The organism is Vibrio sp. QJM3NY_21 (assembly GCF_057785975.1).
The window spans coordinates 2,756,653-2,770,331 of sequence record NZ_CM173513.1 but is presented as its reverse complement, the minus strand read 5'-3'; the positions used below and the strand labels follow the sequence as shown (position 1 = coordinate 2,770,331).

15 protein-coding genes are annotated in these 13,679 nt (G+C 44.8%); 12 read left to right on the top strand and 3 right to left on the bottom strand.

Annotation, left to right across the window (positions count from 1 at the left end):
- Positions 1 to 23 precede the first annotated feature (23 nt).
- From ribH to AC3CID_RS12215, 5 genes are all read left to right on the top strand, one after another.
- Positions 24 to 494 (top strand): 6,7-dimethyl-8-ribityllumazine synthase, encoded by a 471-nt coding sequence (gene ribH / locus AC3CID_RS12235; RefSeq protein WP_004734398.1) that lies wholly within the window; start codon positions 24 to 26, stop codon positions 492 to 494.
- Complete coding sequence (nusB, locus tag AC3CID_RS12230) at positions 494 to 961, top strand: transcription antitermination factor NusB (protein WP_004734399.1); 468 nt, start codon at positions 494 to 496, stop codon at positions 959 to 961. Before ribH ends, nusB begins: the two co-directional genes overlap by 1 nt.
- Positions 962 to 1,076: 115 nt before the next feature.
- On the top strand, positions 1,077 to 2,051 hold the full coding sequence (gene thiL, locus AC3CID_RS12225) for a thiamine-phosphate kinase (protein ID WP_488526613.1): 975 nt from the start codon (positions 1,077 to 1,079) through the stop codon (positions 2,049 to 2,051).
- Positions 2,051 to 2,557: a phosphatidylglycerophosphatase A gene (gene pgpA / locus AC3CID_RS12220; protein ID WP_029222303.1), complete on the top strand. Its 507-nt coding sequence runs from the start codon at positions 2,051 to 2,053 to the stop codon at positions 2,555 to 2,557. The genes thiL and pgpA overlap by 1 nt, the downstream gene beginning before the upstream one ends.
- A 50-nt stretch (positions 2,558 to 2,607) precedes the next feature.
- The gene (locus AC3CID_RS12215) at positions 2,608 to 2,967 is read left to right on the top strand and encodes a putative quinol monooxygenase (RefSeq protein WP_004734402.1); all 360 of its coding nucleotides are present in this window, start codon (positions 2,608 to 2,610) and stop codon (positions 2,965 to 2,967) included.
- A 125-nt stretch (positions 2,968 to 3,092) separates the two neighbouring features.
- Here the strand turns inward: AC3CID_RS12215 and dxs are convergent, their stop codons facing one another.
- The 3 genes from dxs to xseB are packed head-to-tail and all read right to left on the bottom strand — an operon-like array spanning position 3,093 to position 6,145.
- Entirely contained in the window at positions 3,093 to 4,976 is a 1,884-nt protein-coding gene (dxs, locus tag AC3CID_RS12210; protein ID WP_488526612.1) for a 1-deoxy-D-xylulose-5-phosphate synthase, read from the bottom strand.
- A gap of 21 nt (positions 4,977 to 4,997) precedes the next feature.
- Positions 4,998 to 5,882 (bottom strand): (2E,6E)-farnesyl diphosphate synthase, encoded by an 885-nt coding sequence (ispA, locus tag AC3CID_RS12205; RefSeq protein WP_004734404.1) that lies wholly within the window; start codon positions 5,880 to 5,882, stop codon positions 4,998 to 5,000.
- A gap of 20 nt (positions 5,883 to 5,902) precedes the next feature.
- Positions 5,903 to 6,145 (bottom strand): exodeoxyribonuclease VII small subunit, encoded by a 243-nt coding sequence (gene xseB / locus AC3CID_RS12200; RefSeq protein ID WP_004734405.1) that lies wholly within the window; start codon positions 6,143 to 6,145, stop codon positions 5,903 to 5,905.
- A gap of 298 nt (positions 6,146 to 6,443) precedes the next feature.
- Here xseB and pomA point away from each other — a divergent pair, with 298 nt between their 5' ends.
- The 7 genes from pomA to rlmM all read left to right on the top strand — a co-directional run bounded on the left by pomA (position 6,444) and on the right by rlmM (position 13,654).
- Positions 6,444 to 7,208: a flagellar motor protein PomA gene (pomA, locus tag AC3CID_RS12195; protein WP_004734406.1), complete on the top strand. Its 765-nt coding sequence runs from the start codon at positions 6,444 to 6,446 to the stop codon at positions 7,206 to 7,208.
- Between the two features lie 12 nt (positions 7,209 to 7,220).
- Positions 7,221 to 8,168, top strand: coding sequence for a flagellar motor protein MotB (locus tag AC3CID_RS12190; protein ID WP_488526611.1), 948 nt, complete (start codon positions 7,221 to 7,223; stop codon positions 8,166 to 8,168).
- Positions 8,169 to 8,541: 373 nt separating this feature from the next.
- Positions 8,542 to 9,990 carry a tRNA uracil 4-sulfurtransferase ThiI gene (gene thiI, locus AC3CID_RS12185; protein ID WP_474356201.1) on the top strand — a complete coding sequence of 483 codons (1,449 nt, stop codon included), beginning with the start codon at positions 8,542 to 8,544 and terminating at the stop codon, positions 9,988 to 9,990.
- 663 nt (positions 9,991 to 10,653) lie between these two features.
- Entirely contained in the window at positions 10,654 to 11,562 is a 909-nt protein-coding gene (locus AC3CID_RS12180) for a transcriptional regulator GcvA (RefSeq protein WP_017080068.1), read from the top strand.
- Positions 11,555 to 12,178: an alpha/beta fold hydrolase gene (locus AC3CID_RS12175; RefSeq protein WP_488526610.1), complete on the top strand. Its 624-nt coding sequence runs from the start codon at positions 11,555 to 11,557 to the stop codon at positions 12,176 to 12,178. Before AC3CID_RS12180 ends, AC3CID_RS12175 begins: the two co-directional genes overlap by 8 nt.
- On the top strand, positions 12,168 to 12,566 hold the full coding sequence (locus AC3CID_RS12170) for a DUF423 domain-containing protein (protein WP_488526609.1): 399 nt from the start codon (positions 12,168 to 12,170) through the stop codon (positions 12,564 to 12,566). Before AC3CID_RS12175 ends, AC3CID_RS12170 begins: the two co-directional genes overlap by 11 nt.
- Entirely contained in the window at positions 12,563 to 13,654 is a 1,092-nt protein-coding gene (rlmM, locus tag AC3CID_RS12165; RefSeq protein ID WP_488526608.1) for a 23S rRNA (cytidine(2498)-2'-O)-methyltransferase RlmM, read from the top strand. Before AC3CID_RS12170 ends, rlmM begins: the two co-directional genes overlap by 4 nt.
- The last annotated feature ends 25 nt before the right edge of the window (positions 13,655 to 13,679 follow it).

Here is a 13,679-nt window from a genome sequence, read left to right as displayed (position 1 = left end):
TGAAAATAGTTAAAGGAAGGCTTATGAAAGTGATCGAGGGTGGCTTCCCAGCGCCAAATGCAAAAATTGCTATCGTTATTGCTCGTTTCAACAGTTTTATTAACGAAAGTTTACTTTCTGGTGCAATCGATACTTTAAAGCGTCATGGACAAGTAAGCGAAGACAACATCACTGTTGTTCGTTGCCCTGGTGCAGTAGAACTTCCACTTGTAGCGCAACGCGTTGCAAAAACAGGTAAGTTCGATGCGATTGTATCTCTTGGTACAGTAATCCGTGGCGGTACACCTCACTTTGACTATGTTTGTAGTGAATGTAATAAAGGTTTGGCTCAAGTGTCTCTGGAATTTTCTCTTCCAGTCGCGTTTGGTGTTCTTACTGTTGATACGATCGATCAAGCTATTGAACGCGCAGGAACCAAGGCTGGTAATAAGGGTGCAGAAGCCGCACTTAGCGCACTTGAGATGATCAACGTTCTTTCTGAAATCGATTCCTAATGGGGGCCAGTGTGAAACCAGCCGCACGTCGTAACGCACGTCAATTTGCTCTACAAGCAATTTATTCTTGGCAAATTACTAAAGAAAATATTGCTACCGTTGAAGAACAGTTCTTATCTGGTGGTAAGTATGATGAAGAAGAGCATCATGCCGCAGAACCTGCTCTCGCTATGCCAGAAACAGACGTTGCATACTTCCGCGACTTACTAACTGGTGTTGCTCTTAGCCACATGGAACTTGATAGCAAGCTTCGTCCATTCGTATCTCGCCCTATGCAAGATCTGGATTTGATGGAACTAGCGCTTCTACGTTTAGCTATGTACGAGATGACTCGTCGCGAAGATGTACCATACAAAGTGGTTATCAACGAAGCTATCGAGCTTGCAAAAGTATTTGCAGCAGAAGACAGCCATAAGTTTGTTAACGGTGTGCTTGATAAAGCTGCACCACACGTTCGTAAGAAATAAGACGTTCGTATATTGAATCTAAAGGTCAGCTTTTATGCTGGCCTTTTTTGTAACTAAATTTCTGTAATATCAATAATTACGGTGATTTGTATGAAGACTAAAGATAGGGCATGTGATGTCTGGCGAATTTAACCTGATTGAAAAATATTTTGTAAATCGACAACCACAACGTAAAGACGTACATCTGGCTGCGGGCGATGACTGTGCTTTAGTCAAAGCGCCAAGTAATGTTGAGATAGCGATCAGCACCGACACCTTAGTTGCAGGCACACATTTCTTAGCAGAGGCTAACCCTGCTTGGGTGGCACACAAGGCTTTGGCTTCCAATATTAGCGACCTTGCTGCGATGGGTGCGACGCCTGCTTGGGTTTCATTTGCGTTAACCATGCCAGAAGTCGATGAAGAATGGCTTGCTCCCTTCTGTGATTCCTTCTTCAAACTCGCAGACTATTTTGGTATTCAACTTATTGGTGGTGACACGACCAAAGGGCCGCTGAGTTTAACGCTGACTGTACAGGGCTTTGTGCCAGAAGGCCGAGCACTACGCAGAGATGGCGCGAAAGTGGGGGACTGGATTTACGTAACGGGTAACTTAGGTGACAGCAAAGCTGGGCTAGAGGTGATATTAGACCCAGAACAGAGCAAAGCTAAGCCTTATGCACTTGAGCTAGAAGAGAGGCACTACATCAGCTCTCCACGAGTATTGGCGGGTCAGGCGCTCGTGAACCTAGCTTCATCGGCTATTGATATCTCTGATGGCGTTATTGCCGATTTAAAACATATCCTTAAGCGTTCTCAGGTCGGTGCAAGCATTGATGTGAGTGCGTTGCCAATTTCTCCAGAACTACGCCAGTTCACATCTGATATTGCTTCGGCTCAACAGTATGCGTTGACCAGTGGTGAAGAGTACGAACTCTGCTTTACTGTACCGGAAGAGAATAAAGGTTCATTGGAAAGTGCTTTGTCACACACTGGAACAAAAGTCACCTGCATTGGCCAGATAAGACCTGTAGAATATTTTGAATTACACAATAATGGTGAACCACTGAGTTGGAACTTAACTGGTTACGATCACTTTAAGGTTAATTGATGACAAACCCACTTTCTGCAATCTCTCTTAAAAATCCTTGGCACTTATTGGCAACGGGTTTTGGTAGTGGCTTATCGCCGATTATTCCCGGCACCATGGGCACGCTTGCGTCGATCCCATTTTATCTATTGCTGGTTCAGTTACCTTTCCCTATTTATGTCATTCTTGTGGTTGTGAGTTGCATTATTGGTATCAAAATATGCCAAGTGACGTCTGATGACATGGGTGTGCACGATCACGGCTCTATTGTATGGGATGAGTTTGCGGGCTTTTGGATCACCATGGGCCTAGTGCCGTTGTTGGGTATTCCTGTTAATGATTGGAAATGGCTATTTGCTGGCTTCGTGCTGTTTCGTTTTTTCGATATGGTAAAGCCTTGGCCAATTGGTTGGTTAGACAAGCGAGTTCACGGCGGTTTAGGTATCATGATTGATGATATCGTGGCGGGTATTATGGCGGCGATTTCGCTGTATGCAGTGGCTCATTTTTCAGGTTGGCTCGTTTAAGAATTAATATCTAAAGCACTGACGATAATAGATAAAAACAAGGAATTACAATGTCTAAGAAGGTTTACTGCGTTGCTCAATTTCAGCCTAAAGAAGGCAAATTGAACGAGTTGTTTGAAGTTCTGAAATCACTAGAGCCAAACACAATGCGTGAAGACGGTTGTATCCAATATACAGTGACTCGTCACATTCAGAGCCCATTTGCAGAGGGTGAGAGTTTCCCTATTGCATTCAATGAGATCTGGGCGGACAACGAAGCATTCGAAGCACACTGTCAACGTCGTGAGATTCAACAGTTCTTCCAAGAGCAGTGTGTTGAAGAGACAGGCTTGGTTGAGAACTTCAACGTTGCTATCTACTCTGACGAACCAGAGAACTATGACGCACCAGTGCTTAAGCCTTGTTGCTAAGCAGGCTTAATTGCTAATAACTAACAGCTAAACAACGAATAGTTTATCAGTTAGCAGATACTAAAAAGGTTGACCCTAGGGCCAACCTTTTTTGTTTTGTAGCTTATGCTGTTTGCTTGTGAAAGCTATTTGGCAAGGTAGTCGGAGATAGACTTCTCAATACCTTTCGCATCTAAGCTAAGCTCTTCATGCAGTTCACCTTGAGTACCTTGAGCAATAAATTTGTCAGGTAGGCCAAGGTTTAAAACAGGCATCAGTAGTTTTTCTTGCATCAAGAACTCAATCACACCCGCGCCCGCACCACCTGCAATCGCGTTTTCTTCGATAGTCACTAGTACATCGTGGTCAGCAGCAAGTTGTTTGATCAGAGCTTCATCTAGCGGTTTCACAAAACGCATGTCTGCAACTGTCGCATCGATAGCGACTGCGGTTTGAAGTGCACTCTCAAGGAAAGTACCGAAGCTTAGGATCGCGACTTTCGAGCCATCTTTTGCTTTTTCGCTTTCGCGAACGATACGGCCTTTACCAATCTCTAGCGCAGTAAACTCACTTTGAATCTCTGTACCCATGCCATTACCACGAGGGTAACGAACGGCACTTGGACCTATGTGCTGGTGGCCAGTGTATAGCATTTGGCGACATTCGTTTTCGTCGCTTGGCGCCATGATCACCATGTTTGGAATACAGCGCATAAAGCTTAGGTCGAACGCACCTTGGTGTGTTTGACCATCGGCACCGACAAGACCTGCACGGTCAATAGCGAACATAACCGGTAGATCCATGATTGCCACATCGTGGATCAGTTGATCATAGCCACGTTGTAGGAAAGTCGAGTAGATAGCCACAATTGGCTTATCACCGGCAATCGCCATACCGGTTGCTAGTGTCACAGCATGCTGCTCAGCAATCGCTACGTCGAAGTATTGATCTGGATACTCTTTCGAGAAGCGCACCATACCAGAACCTTCACGCATTGCTGGCGTTATCGCCATTAGCTTAGGATCTTGAGCGGCCATATCACACAGGAAGTCGCCAAAAATCTTAGAGAAAGTTGGTTTAGAGCTGGTGCTCTTAGGCAGACTTGAATGTGCAGGATCGAACTTAGGTACGCCATGGTAGCCAATTGGATCTTTCTCAGCTGGCTCGTAGCCTTTGCCTTTCTTCGTCATGATATGCAGGAACTGAGGGCCTTTAAGATCTCTCATGTTCTTCAGCGTTTTAATCAGCTCATTGACATCGTGTCCATCAATTGGACCAATGTAGTTAAAGCCTAACTCTTCAAACATGGTGCCAGGGACAACCATGCCTTTTAGATGTTCTTCTGTACGACGAACGAGCTCTTTAATCGGCGGAACACCTGATAGCACTTTCTTGCCACCCTCACGAATTGACGTGTAAAGACTGCCAGAAAGAACTTGAGCGAGGTGGTTGTTTAGAGCACCGACGTTTTCAGAGATCGACATTTCGTTATCGTTAAGGATAACCAGCATGTCATTGTGAATATCGCCCGCGTGGTTCATGGCTTCGAAGGCCATACCTGCGGTAATTGCGCCATCACCAATCACACTCACGACTTTACGGTTCTTACCTTCTTTCTTCGCACTGATCGCCATACCGAGTCCGGCGCTGATCGATGTTGAAGAGTGACCAACAGATAGGGTGTCGTATTCGCTCTCTTGACGCCATGGGAATGGGTGCAGTCCATCTTTTTGACGGATAGTCGACAAGCGGTCGCGACGACCTGTAAGAATCTTGTGTGGGTAGGCTTGGTGGCCAACATCCCAAACCAACTGGTCAAAAGGCGTGTTGTACACATAGTGCAGAGCAACTGTCAGCTCTACTGTACCTAAGCCTGACGCTAAGTGACCACTTGACTGGCTCACTGAGTTAAGAAGATAGGTACGTAATTCATCACAAAGCTGTGTAAGCGTCTCTTTTGGAAGTAGACGCAAATCCTCTGGCTTATCAGCCAAAGCAAGAGTTGGGTACTTTGATATATCAAGAGTCATAGGTAATGCGCGCTTATTGTCTTAGTTCTTGCGCTCGATGACGTATCGGGCGAACTCTTCGAGTGACTGGGTATTGTATGGGATTGCAGCCAAAGCTTGAAGCGCTTCCTGTAGCAGAGTTTGCGCTTTTTCTTGAGCGCCCTCTAAACCTAACAAAGAAGGGTAGGTGCTTTTGTTCAAATCTTGGTCAGAGCCCTGTGGTTTACCCAAAGTTTCGGTATCGCTAATGATATCTAAAATATCATCCTGAACTTGGAAGGCTAACCCGATTGCATCGGCGTACTTATCTAATTGAGGCATCACTTCAAACGCTTTTTCGCCAGCAGCCAGAGCACCTAAACGAATCGCACTCTTCATTAGAGCGCCAGTCTTGTTACGGTGAACTTCTTCTAACTCTTCTAGCGTGACAGAGCGGTTTTCAGCTTCAATATCAAGAGCTTGTCCAATGCACATACCTTGTGCGCCAGACGCTTCAGCTAGGCGTTGAATCATTCGAACGCGATTGCTTTCCCCGTCAGCACTTAATGTGCCTTCCGCAAGTATAGTAAACGCGAGAGTTTGTAGGGCATCGCCAGTTAAAATTGCCGTTGCTTCATCGTATTTGATGTGACAAGTCTGATGGCCACGGCGAAGTTCATCGTCATCCATTGCCGGAAGGTCGTCGTGAATCAGAGAATAGGCATGAATACATTCGATTGCAGAAGCTGGAGTATCGAGTTCTTCAGCGGTACAGCCGAGCATTTCCCCTGTAATGTAGACAAGAAATGGACGTGCGCGTTTGCCGCCTAAAAGTAACCCATAACGCATCGCGTTGATAAGGTTCTGATTTTGGTGTGGCAGGCGATCAAGCCAAAGGTTCAGCTGCTCGTTATTACGTGCTTGATAAGACAATAAAGTCTCGATCATAGGGGATCTCATACAATTCGTTATTCTGGTTGTGGGTTAAAGTCACTAAGTTCTGCATTTTCATCATTTTGCAGTAAGATGCTAACACGCTGTTCAGCATCATTTAGTTTACTTTGACCAGCACGAGCGAGGGAGATGCCTCGTTCGAACTTTTTCAGCGCATCATCTAAAGCTAGATCACCATTTTCTAGTTGATCAACCAAGCCATCAAGCTCTTCGATAGCCGCTTCAAAGCTCATATTTTCAGGTTTCTTAGTAGCCATAATAAATCTGCGTTTGGAAATATGAACGAACGTTACCCTAGGCCGCTGAGATGGTCAAATGTAACCAAGAAATTTTGCTAGAAAGTTCGTTTTTAAGGGGCTTGAACTCACTTTGGTTGAATAACCTTAGCTTTATCGAGTTTATGCGCTAAGGATAAGAGCAAAGTAAGCCAATAATTGTGATTCAAAAACGAAAAGTGTGATATTTAGGCCAAGAATTTACTAAAAGATCTTATAGTCTGGCCGATAAAAAGATTATCGTCGACGTAGAGCTACAAAAAAGCATGAGGAGTGCTCAGTGGATTTAGCAACCCTAATAGGTTTGATTGGTGGATTTGCCTTTGTAATCATGGCAATGATCCTAGGTGGAAGCCTCGGGATGTTCTATGACACGACATCCATTTTGATCGTGGTGGGTGGTTCAACGTTTGTTGTTCTAATGAAGTTCACCATGGGACAATTCTTTGGAGCAACCAAAATCGCTGGCAAAGCATTTATGTTTAAGGCCGATGAGCCTGAAGATCTTATCGCTAAAGTGGTAGAGATGGCGGATGCAGCACGTAAAGGTGGCTTCTTGGCACTTGAAGAAATGGAAATCAGCAACAGTTTCATGCAAAAGGGCATCGACCTATTGGTAGATGGCCATGATGGTGATGTGGTGCGTGCTGCACTGCAAAAAGACATCGCATTAACCACAGAGCGTCATGAGCAGGGCGCGAAGGTGTTCTCTGCATTTGGTGATGTAGCACCCGCGATGGGTATGATTGGTACCTTGGTTGGCTTAGTTGCCATGCTTTCTAACATGGATGATCCAAAAGCGATCGGTCCTGCGATGGCGGTGGCACTTTTAACGACCCTGTACGGTGCAATTCTTTCGAACATGGTGTTCTTTCCAATTGCGGACAAGCTTGCGCTGCGTCGTGACCAAGAGACACTCAACCGTCGTTTGGTTATGGATGGTGTATTAGCGATTCAAGATGGTCAGAACCCACGAGTTATCGATGGTTACCTCAAGAGCTACCTCAATGAAGGTAAGCGCACGATTGATGGTGAACCCGCGTAAGAGGATTTGAAGATGGATGAAGAAAATCCATGTAAATGTCCTCCTCCGGGGTTACCTCAATGGATGGGGACATTTGCTGACTTGATGTCACTGCTGATGTGTTTCTTCGTACTGCTGCTCTCATTCTCTGAGATGGACGTACTGAAGTTCAAACAGATCGCTGGATCGATGAAATTTGCGTTTGGTGTACAAAACCGCTTGGAAGTGAAAGATATTCCTAAAGGGACTAGCATCATTGCGCAAGAGTTTCGCCCTGGTCGCCCAGAGCCGACTCCTATCGATGTGATCATGCAGCAGACCATTGATATTACGCAGCAAACGCTTGAGTTTCATGAAGGTGAATCTGAGCGTGCTGGCGGCACAATGCGTGACCAAGGCAAGATGACGGGAGGCAAGTCGCCAGAGGTTTCAACTCACGACAATCAAAACTCTGAGTCAGACCAACAGCAACAGCAAGCCGAAGCTCAATCGCAAGAGGTGGAAACCTTGATGGAAAGTATCAAGAAAGCGTTGGAGCGAGAGATCGACCAAGGCGCGATTGAGGTGGAAAACCTTGGCCAGCAGATCGTCATTCGAATTCGTGAGAAAGGTGCGTTCCCGTCGGGTTCTGCTTTCCTACAACCTAAGTTTCGACCATTGGTTAGACAGGTGGCTGAATTGGTAAAAGATGTACCAGGTATTGTTCGTATTTCTGGTCACACCGATAACCAGAGACTGGATTCAGAGCTTTATCGTTCTAATTGGGACTTATCATCGCAGCGTGCGGTGTCTGTGGCTCAAGAGATGGAAAAGGTGCGTGGCTTCTCTCATCAACGCTTGAGAGTGCGCGGTATGGCCGACACAGAGCCAGTAGAGCCGAACGATACTGAATGGCAGCGTAGCCTCAACCGCCGTGTTGAAATCAGCATTATGCAGGGTGAGCCGCTTTACAGTGATGAAGTGCCTGTTATTGGTCAGTAGTAGGCAGAGAGACAGCGATTAGTCTTCAGGTACACATACGTAAGATATACAGACGTTAGTTAGATACACATACGTTAGTCAGCAGATAGCATCGAAAGCCCAACCTTGTGATGAGGTTGGGCTTTTTGTTTTCTGGTCTTCAATGATGCTCTCAGCGGTATTTATGTCGTTTTGAAACCTGCTACTTTTAATAACAGGCAGTTTAATTATCGGGTTAAAGCAACCACTCTTTTCCTTGCTTCACTTTCTCATGTATAATTCGCGCCCTTAGATTTAATATTGATCTATTATTGCTTCAATAACTATGTGAAATGACCTTTTACGTGGTGATGAACCTACTAAAATTTGTGAACCTTATTGGCGTGAAAGTACTATGAAATTTATTGTTAAGCCTCATCCGGAAATTTTTATTAAAAGTGAATCGGTGCGTAAGCGCTTCACAAAGATTCTAGAACGTAATATTCGTACTATTCTTCAGCGTCGTACTGAGTCTGTGGCTGTCTTCAACCGCCGTGACTACATCGAAGTGACGTCTGAGAGCGACAAGTACTTTAAAGAAACACTCGAAGTATTGACGCAAACTCCGGGTATTCATCACTCCCTTGAGGTTCAGCAATCAGAATTTAAAGACCTGCACAATATTTACGAGCAAGTTCTTGAACGAAGCGGTGCTCTTATTGAAGGTAAGACTTTCTCTGTACGTGCTAAGCGTCGTGGTAAACATGACTTTACCTCTATTGAGCTAGAACGCTACGTAGGTGGTGGTTTAAACCAAGCGGTTGAATCAGCAAAAGTAAAACTGAAAAATCCAGATATTACCGTTAAAGTTGAAGTCGAGAACGAGAAGCTAAACCAAGTTATTGAACGTCATAAAGGCCTAGGTGGTTTCCCTCTTGGTACTCAAGAAGATCTGCTTAGCTTGATCTCTGGTGGCTTTGATTCTGGTGTTTCAAGCTACTTACACATCAAACGTGGTTCTAAAGTGCATTACTGCTTCTTCAATCTTGGTGGCCCTGCTCACGAGATTGGTGTTAAGCAAGTTTCTCACTATCTATGGGATAAATACGGTTCATCTGCAAAGGTGAAGTTTATCTCTATCGATTTTGAACCGGTAGTTGCAGAGATCCTTGAGAACGTTGAAGACGGCCAAATGGGCGTTGTTCTTAAGCGTATGTTCATGCGTGCTGGTGGTATGGTTGCAGAGCGTTTCGGCATTGAAGCGTTAGTAACGGGTGAAGCTCTTGGTCAGGTTTCTAGCCAAACACTAACTAACTTGCGTCATATCGATAACGTGACCGATACTTTGATCCTTCGTCCGCTTATTAACTGGGACAAAGAAGACATCATCGATCTGTCTCGTAAGATTGGTACTGAAGACTTCGCTAAAGTAATGCCTGAGTATTGTGGTGTTATCTCTAAGAAGCCAACCGTGAAAGCGAAGAAAGGCAAACTAGAAGCGGAAGAAGCTAAGTTTAACTTCGAAGTGCTAGAGCAAGTGATCGAGAACGCTCGAGTTATGGATATCCGTGACATCGAGAAAGAGAGCCAAGAGCAAGCGCCTGAAGTTGAACAAGTTCAAGCTGTTGCTGAGCACTCGATCGTTCTTGATATCCGTAGCCCAGACGAAGAAGACGAAAGCCCACTAGAGATCGATGGTGTTGAAATTAAACATATCCCGTTCTTCAAGCTTTCGACTCAGTTTGGCGACTTGGACCAAGCAAAAGAGTACTTGCTGTACTGTGATCGTGGTGTAATGAGCCGTCTACAGGCACTTTATCTAAAAGAGCAAGGCTTCCATAACGTGAAGGTTTACCGCCCATAGTGGTATAGAGTAGCCGAATATTTTGCAAAGCCGTTTACTGAAAAGTAAGCGGCTTTTTTATTTTCTATTGTGATTGTTTTACAGTAGGCAGTAAGAGGCGCGAGTTTGTCGAGTTATCATCATGCTCTGTCTTGAGATTCTGAGATTGAAATGATGGGGTTTGAGTTGGCTTGTAGGTGACCGAAGAAGTGTGAGTACCTGAGGAACTCTGTTACTTTTTAGTGCTATTCAATGGTTGTATTTGTATGTGTTCAGTTGATTATTTGAGTGGGTGTCTGATTCTGTGATTAACGATGAAAAATAACAAAGATTAATTAGTACAGCTATTGATAAACTTGTTGTTATTTTTCTTTGCACATAAAAAAACACCGCCCATAAGGCGGTGTAAACAAATTTGACAGACAGGTCAAAATAAATACAGGAAGTACATGTCTCGTTTCAGTATAGAACTGCAACAAAACATTTGGTAGAACTCTACCCAACTCGAAAAGAACGAGTTTGCAAACACAACATCGCAGGAGCTAAACCAATTGATTCTAGAGAGAATCAAGCCGTTCAGGCTAGCTGCTGCGGGATGAAATATAGAATTTCTCTGGCCGCTAGGCAATGGACAAATTATAATGTTTCAGATAAAAAAAACTAATGCTTATTTAGAGAGTACCTATGTCTCGTCGATTACCCCCATTAAACTCGCTAAGAGTGTTTGAAGCCGCTGCTCGACACTTGAGTTTTACGCGCGCTGCAGAAGAGTTGTTTGTTACTCAAGCTGCAGTGAGTCATCAGATTAAAGCGCTTGAAGAATTCTTGTCTTTGAAGCTGTTTCGTCGAAGAAATCGCTCTTTGCTGCTGACTGAAGAAGGTCAGAGCTACTTCTTAGACATCAAAGATATTTTTACATCACTGGCAGAAGCGACGGATAAAGTGCTTGAGCGAAGTGAGAAGGGCGCATTGACCATCAGCTTACCGCCAAGCTTTGCCATTCAATGGTTAGTGCCAAGGCTTGCAGACTTTAATCAGCAAGAACCTGATATCGACGTACGAATTAAAGCCGTTGATATGGATGAAGGCTCGCTGACCGATGACGTAGACGTAGCTATTTATTATGGTCGAGGCAATTGGTCGGGGCTTAGAGCCGATAAGCTTTATCAAGAATACTTGATCCCTCTTTGCTCACCTTCAGTGTTGCTTGGTACGAAACCATTAGAATCTCTAAGCGATTTGGCATGTCATACGCTATTACATGATACTTCTCGAAAGGATTGGAAACAGTTCGCTAAGCAAAATGGCATCGATGGGGTAAACGTCAATCACGGTCCTATCTTTAGTCACTCAACCATGGTGTTGCAGGCGGCAGCTCACGGCCAAGGTATTGCGCTGGGTAACAACGTGTTGGCGCAACCTGAAATCGAAGCGGGTCGTTTGATTGCGCCTTTTGACGAAGTGTTGGTGAGCAAGAATGCCTTCTATGTGGTTTGTCATGAGAAACAAGCCGATATGGGCCGTATCGCCACCTTCCGCGATTGGATGCTGGCGAAAGCGCAAAGTGAACAAGAGGATTTACTCGATGAATAACGTCATCATTGATGGTGAAAACAATCCAATCACCTTTGTCTTTGCACATGGTGCTGGCGCAGGTATGGATCATGAATTCATGCAGTCGGTGGCAAAAGGGTTAGCCTTTAAAGGGATACGAGTGATTCGTTTTAATTTCCCTTACATGATTAAACGTGCTGAAGATGGCAAACGTCGTCCACCTGACAGAGCCCCTAAGCTGCTTGAAGCTTACCAAGACATCATTGAGCAGTGCGATGCCGATAAGCTTGTGATTGGCGGTAAATCGATGGGAGGGCGCATGGCGAGCCATTTGTCTGAAGTTGATAAGGTGGCAGCGATGGCGTGTTTAGGCTTTCCTTTCCACCCTCCTGGTAAGCCAGAGAAGTACAAAGGTGAGCACTTAGCTGAGTTACAAAAGCCATGTCTTATTCTGCAGGGTGAACGCGATACCTTTGGTAAGCGTGAAGAGTTTGCTGATTTTAATCTGTCTGATTCTATTCGTGTTGAATTTATTCCTGATGGCGACCACAGCTTTAAGCCTCGTAAGAGCTCTGGTTATACAGAGCAGCAGAATATTGCCTTAACCGTTGAGAAGCTGTCGGCGTTTATCAAAGAGGTACTCGATGAGAAGTAAGTATTTACTCACGTTTGCAGGTATCTCTGGCGCGATTGCTGTGATGCTTGGTGCCTTCGCGGCTCATGGGTTGAAAGCTATTTTACCTGAATATCTGCTAGGCGTGTTTGAGACGGGTGTTCAGTATCAGTTTATCCATACTTTGGCGATATTGGCGTGTGGCGCTCTGCTGCAGACGAAACTTGGCGCTAAATCACAAAAATATTTTTTCATTGCGGCAATTTGCTTTATCATCGGCATCCTTTGTTTTAGTGGCAGCCTTTATGGCTTGGCACTGACAGGAATAAAATGGTTTGGCCCTATCACTCCGTTTGGTGGTCTACTATTTATCATTGGTTGGGGAGTCTTCTCCTTCGCTGCTTTGAATATAAAAGAGGTAACTCAGTGAAACACGTACTACTTTATTGTCGCTCTGGTTTTGAAAAAGAATGTGCTGGCGAAATTCAAGACAAGGCAACACAACTGGAAGTGTTTGGTTTTCCTCGCTTAAAGAACAATACAGGCTTTGTATTGTTTGAATGTTATCAAGCAGGCGAAGCCGATAAACTGGTTAAAGAGATCGACTTCCAATCGCTGATCTTTGCTCGTCAAATGATCGCGGTAGCGGTTGAAATCAAAGATCTGCCGACTGATGATCGTATCTCTCCAATTCTTGAGGCGCTTTCTGAGAAAGAAGGTTTCCCACGTTGTGGCGATATCCGTATTGAAACGCCAGACACCAATGAAGCGAAAGAGCTTTTGAAGTTCTGCCGTAAGTTTACCGTGCCAATGCGTCAAGCTATGCGTGGTAAAGGCCTGATGACTGCGAAAGACAATGTTAAGAAGCCTGTGCTTCACTTATGTTTTATCGCTCCGGGTCACTGCTTAGTGGGTTACTCTTACCCAACTAACAACTCACAGTTCTTTATGGGCATTCCTCGTTTGAAGTTCCCATCAGATGCGCCAAGCCGTTCTACATTGAAGCTAGAAGAAGCGTTCCACGTATTCATCCCTCGTGATGAGTGGGATGAGCGTCTTGCTCCAGGTATGTGGGGCGTAGATTTAGGTGCGTGTCCAGGTGGTTGGACTTACCAGCTGGTTAAGCGTTCTATGTTCGTTCACTGTGTTGACAACGGCATGATGGCGGACAGCCTAATGGAAACGGGTCAAATCAAGCACCATATGGTGGATGGCTTTAAATTTGAACCTGACCGTAAGAACGTGACTTGGATTATCTGTGACATGGTTGAGAAGCCAGCTCGTGTTGCTCACTTAATGGGTGAGTGGATCATCAAAGGCTGGGCGAAAGAAGCATTGTTCAACCTTAAACTGCCAATGAAAGGCCGTTACGATGAAGTACTGCAGGATATCGAGAACCTGAAACAGTTCCTGATTGATAACAAAGTTAAATTCAAGATGCAGGCGAAGCACCTATACCACGATCGCGAAGAGATCACGGTGCATATTAAGTCGCTTTCGAATATCTCGCCGTACTAATTATTTACTTAAGTGAAAGTTTAGT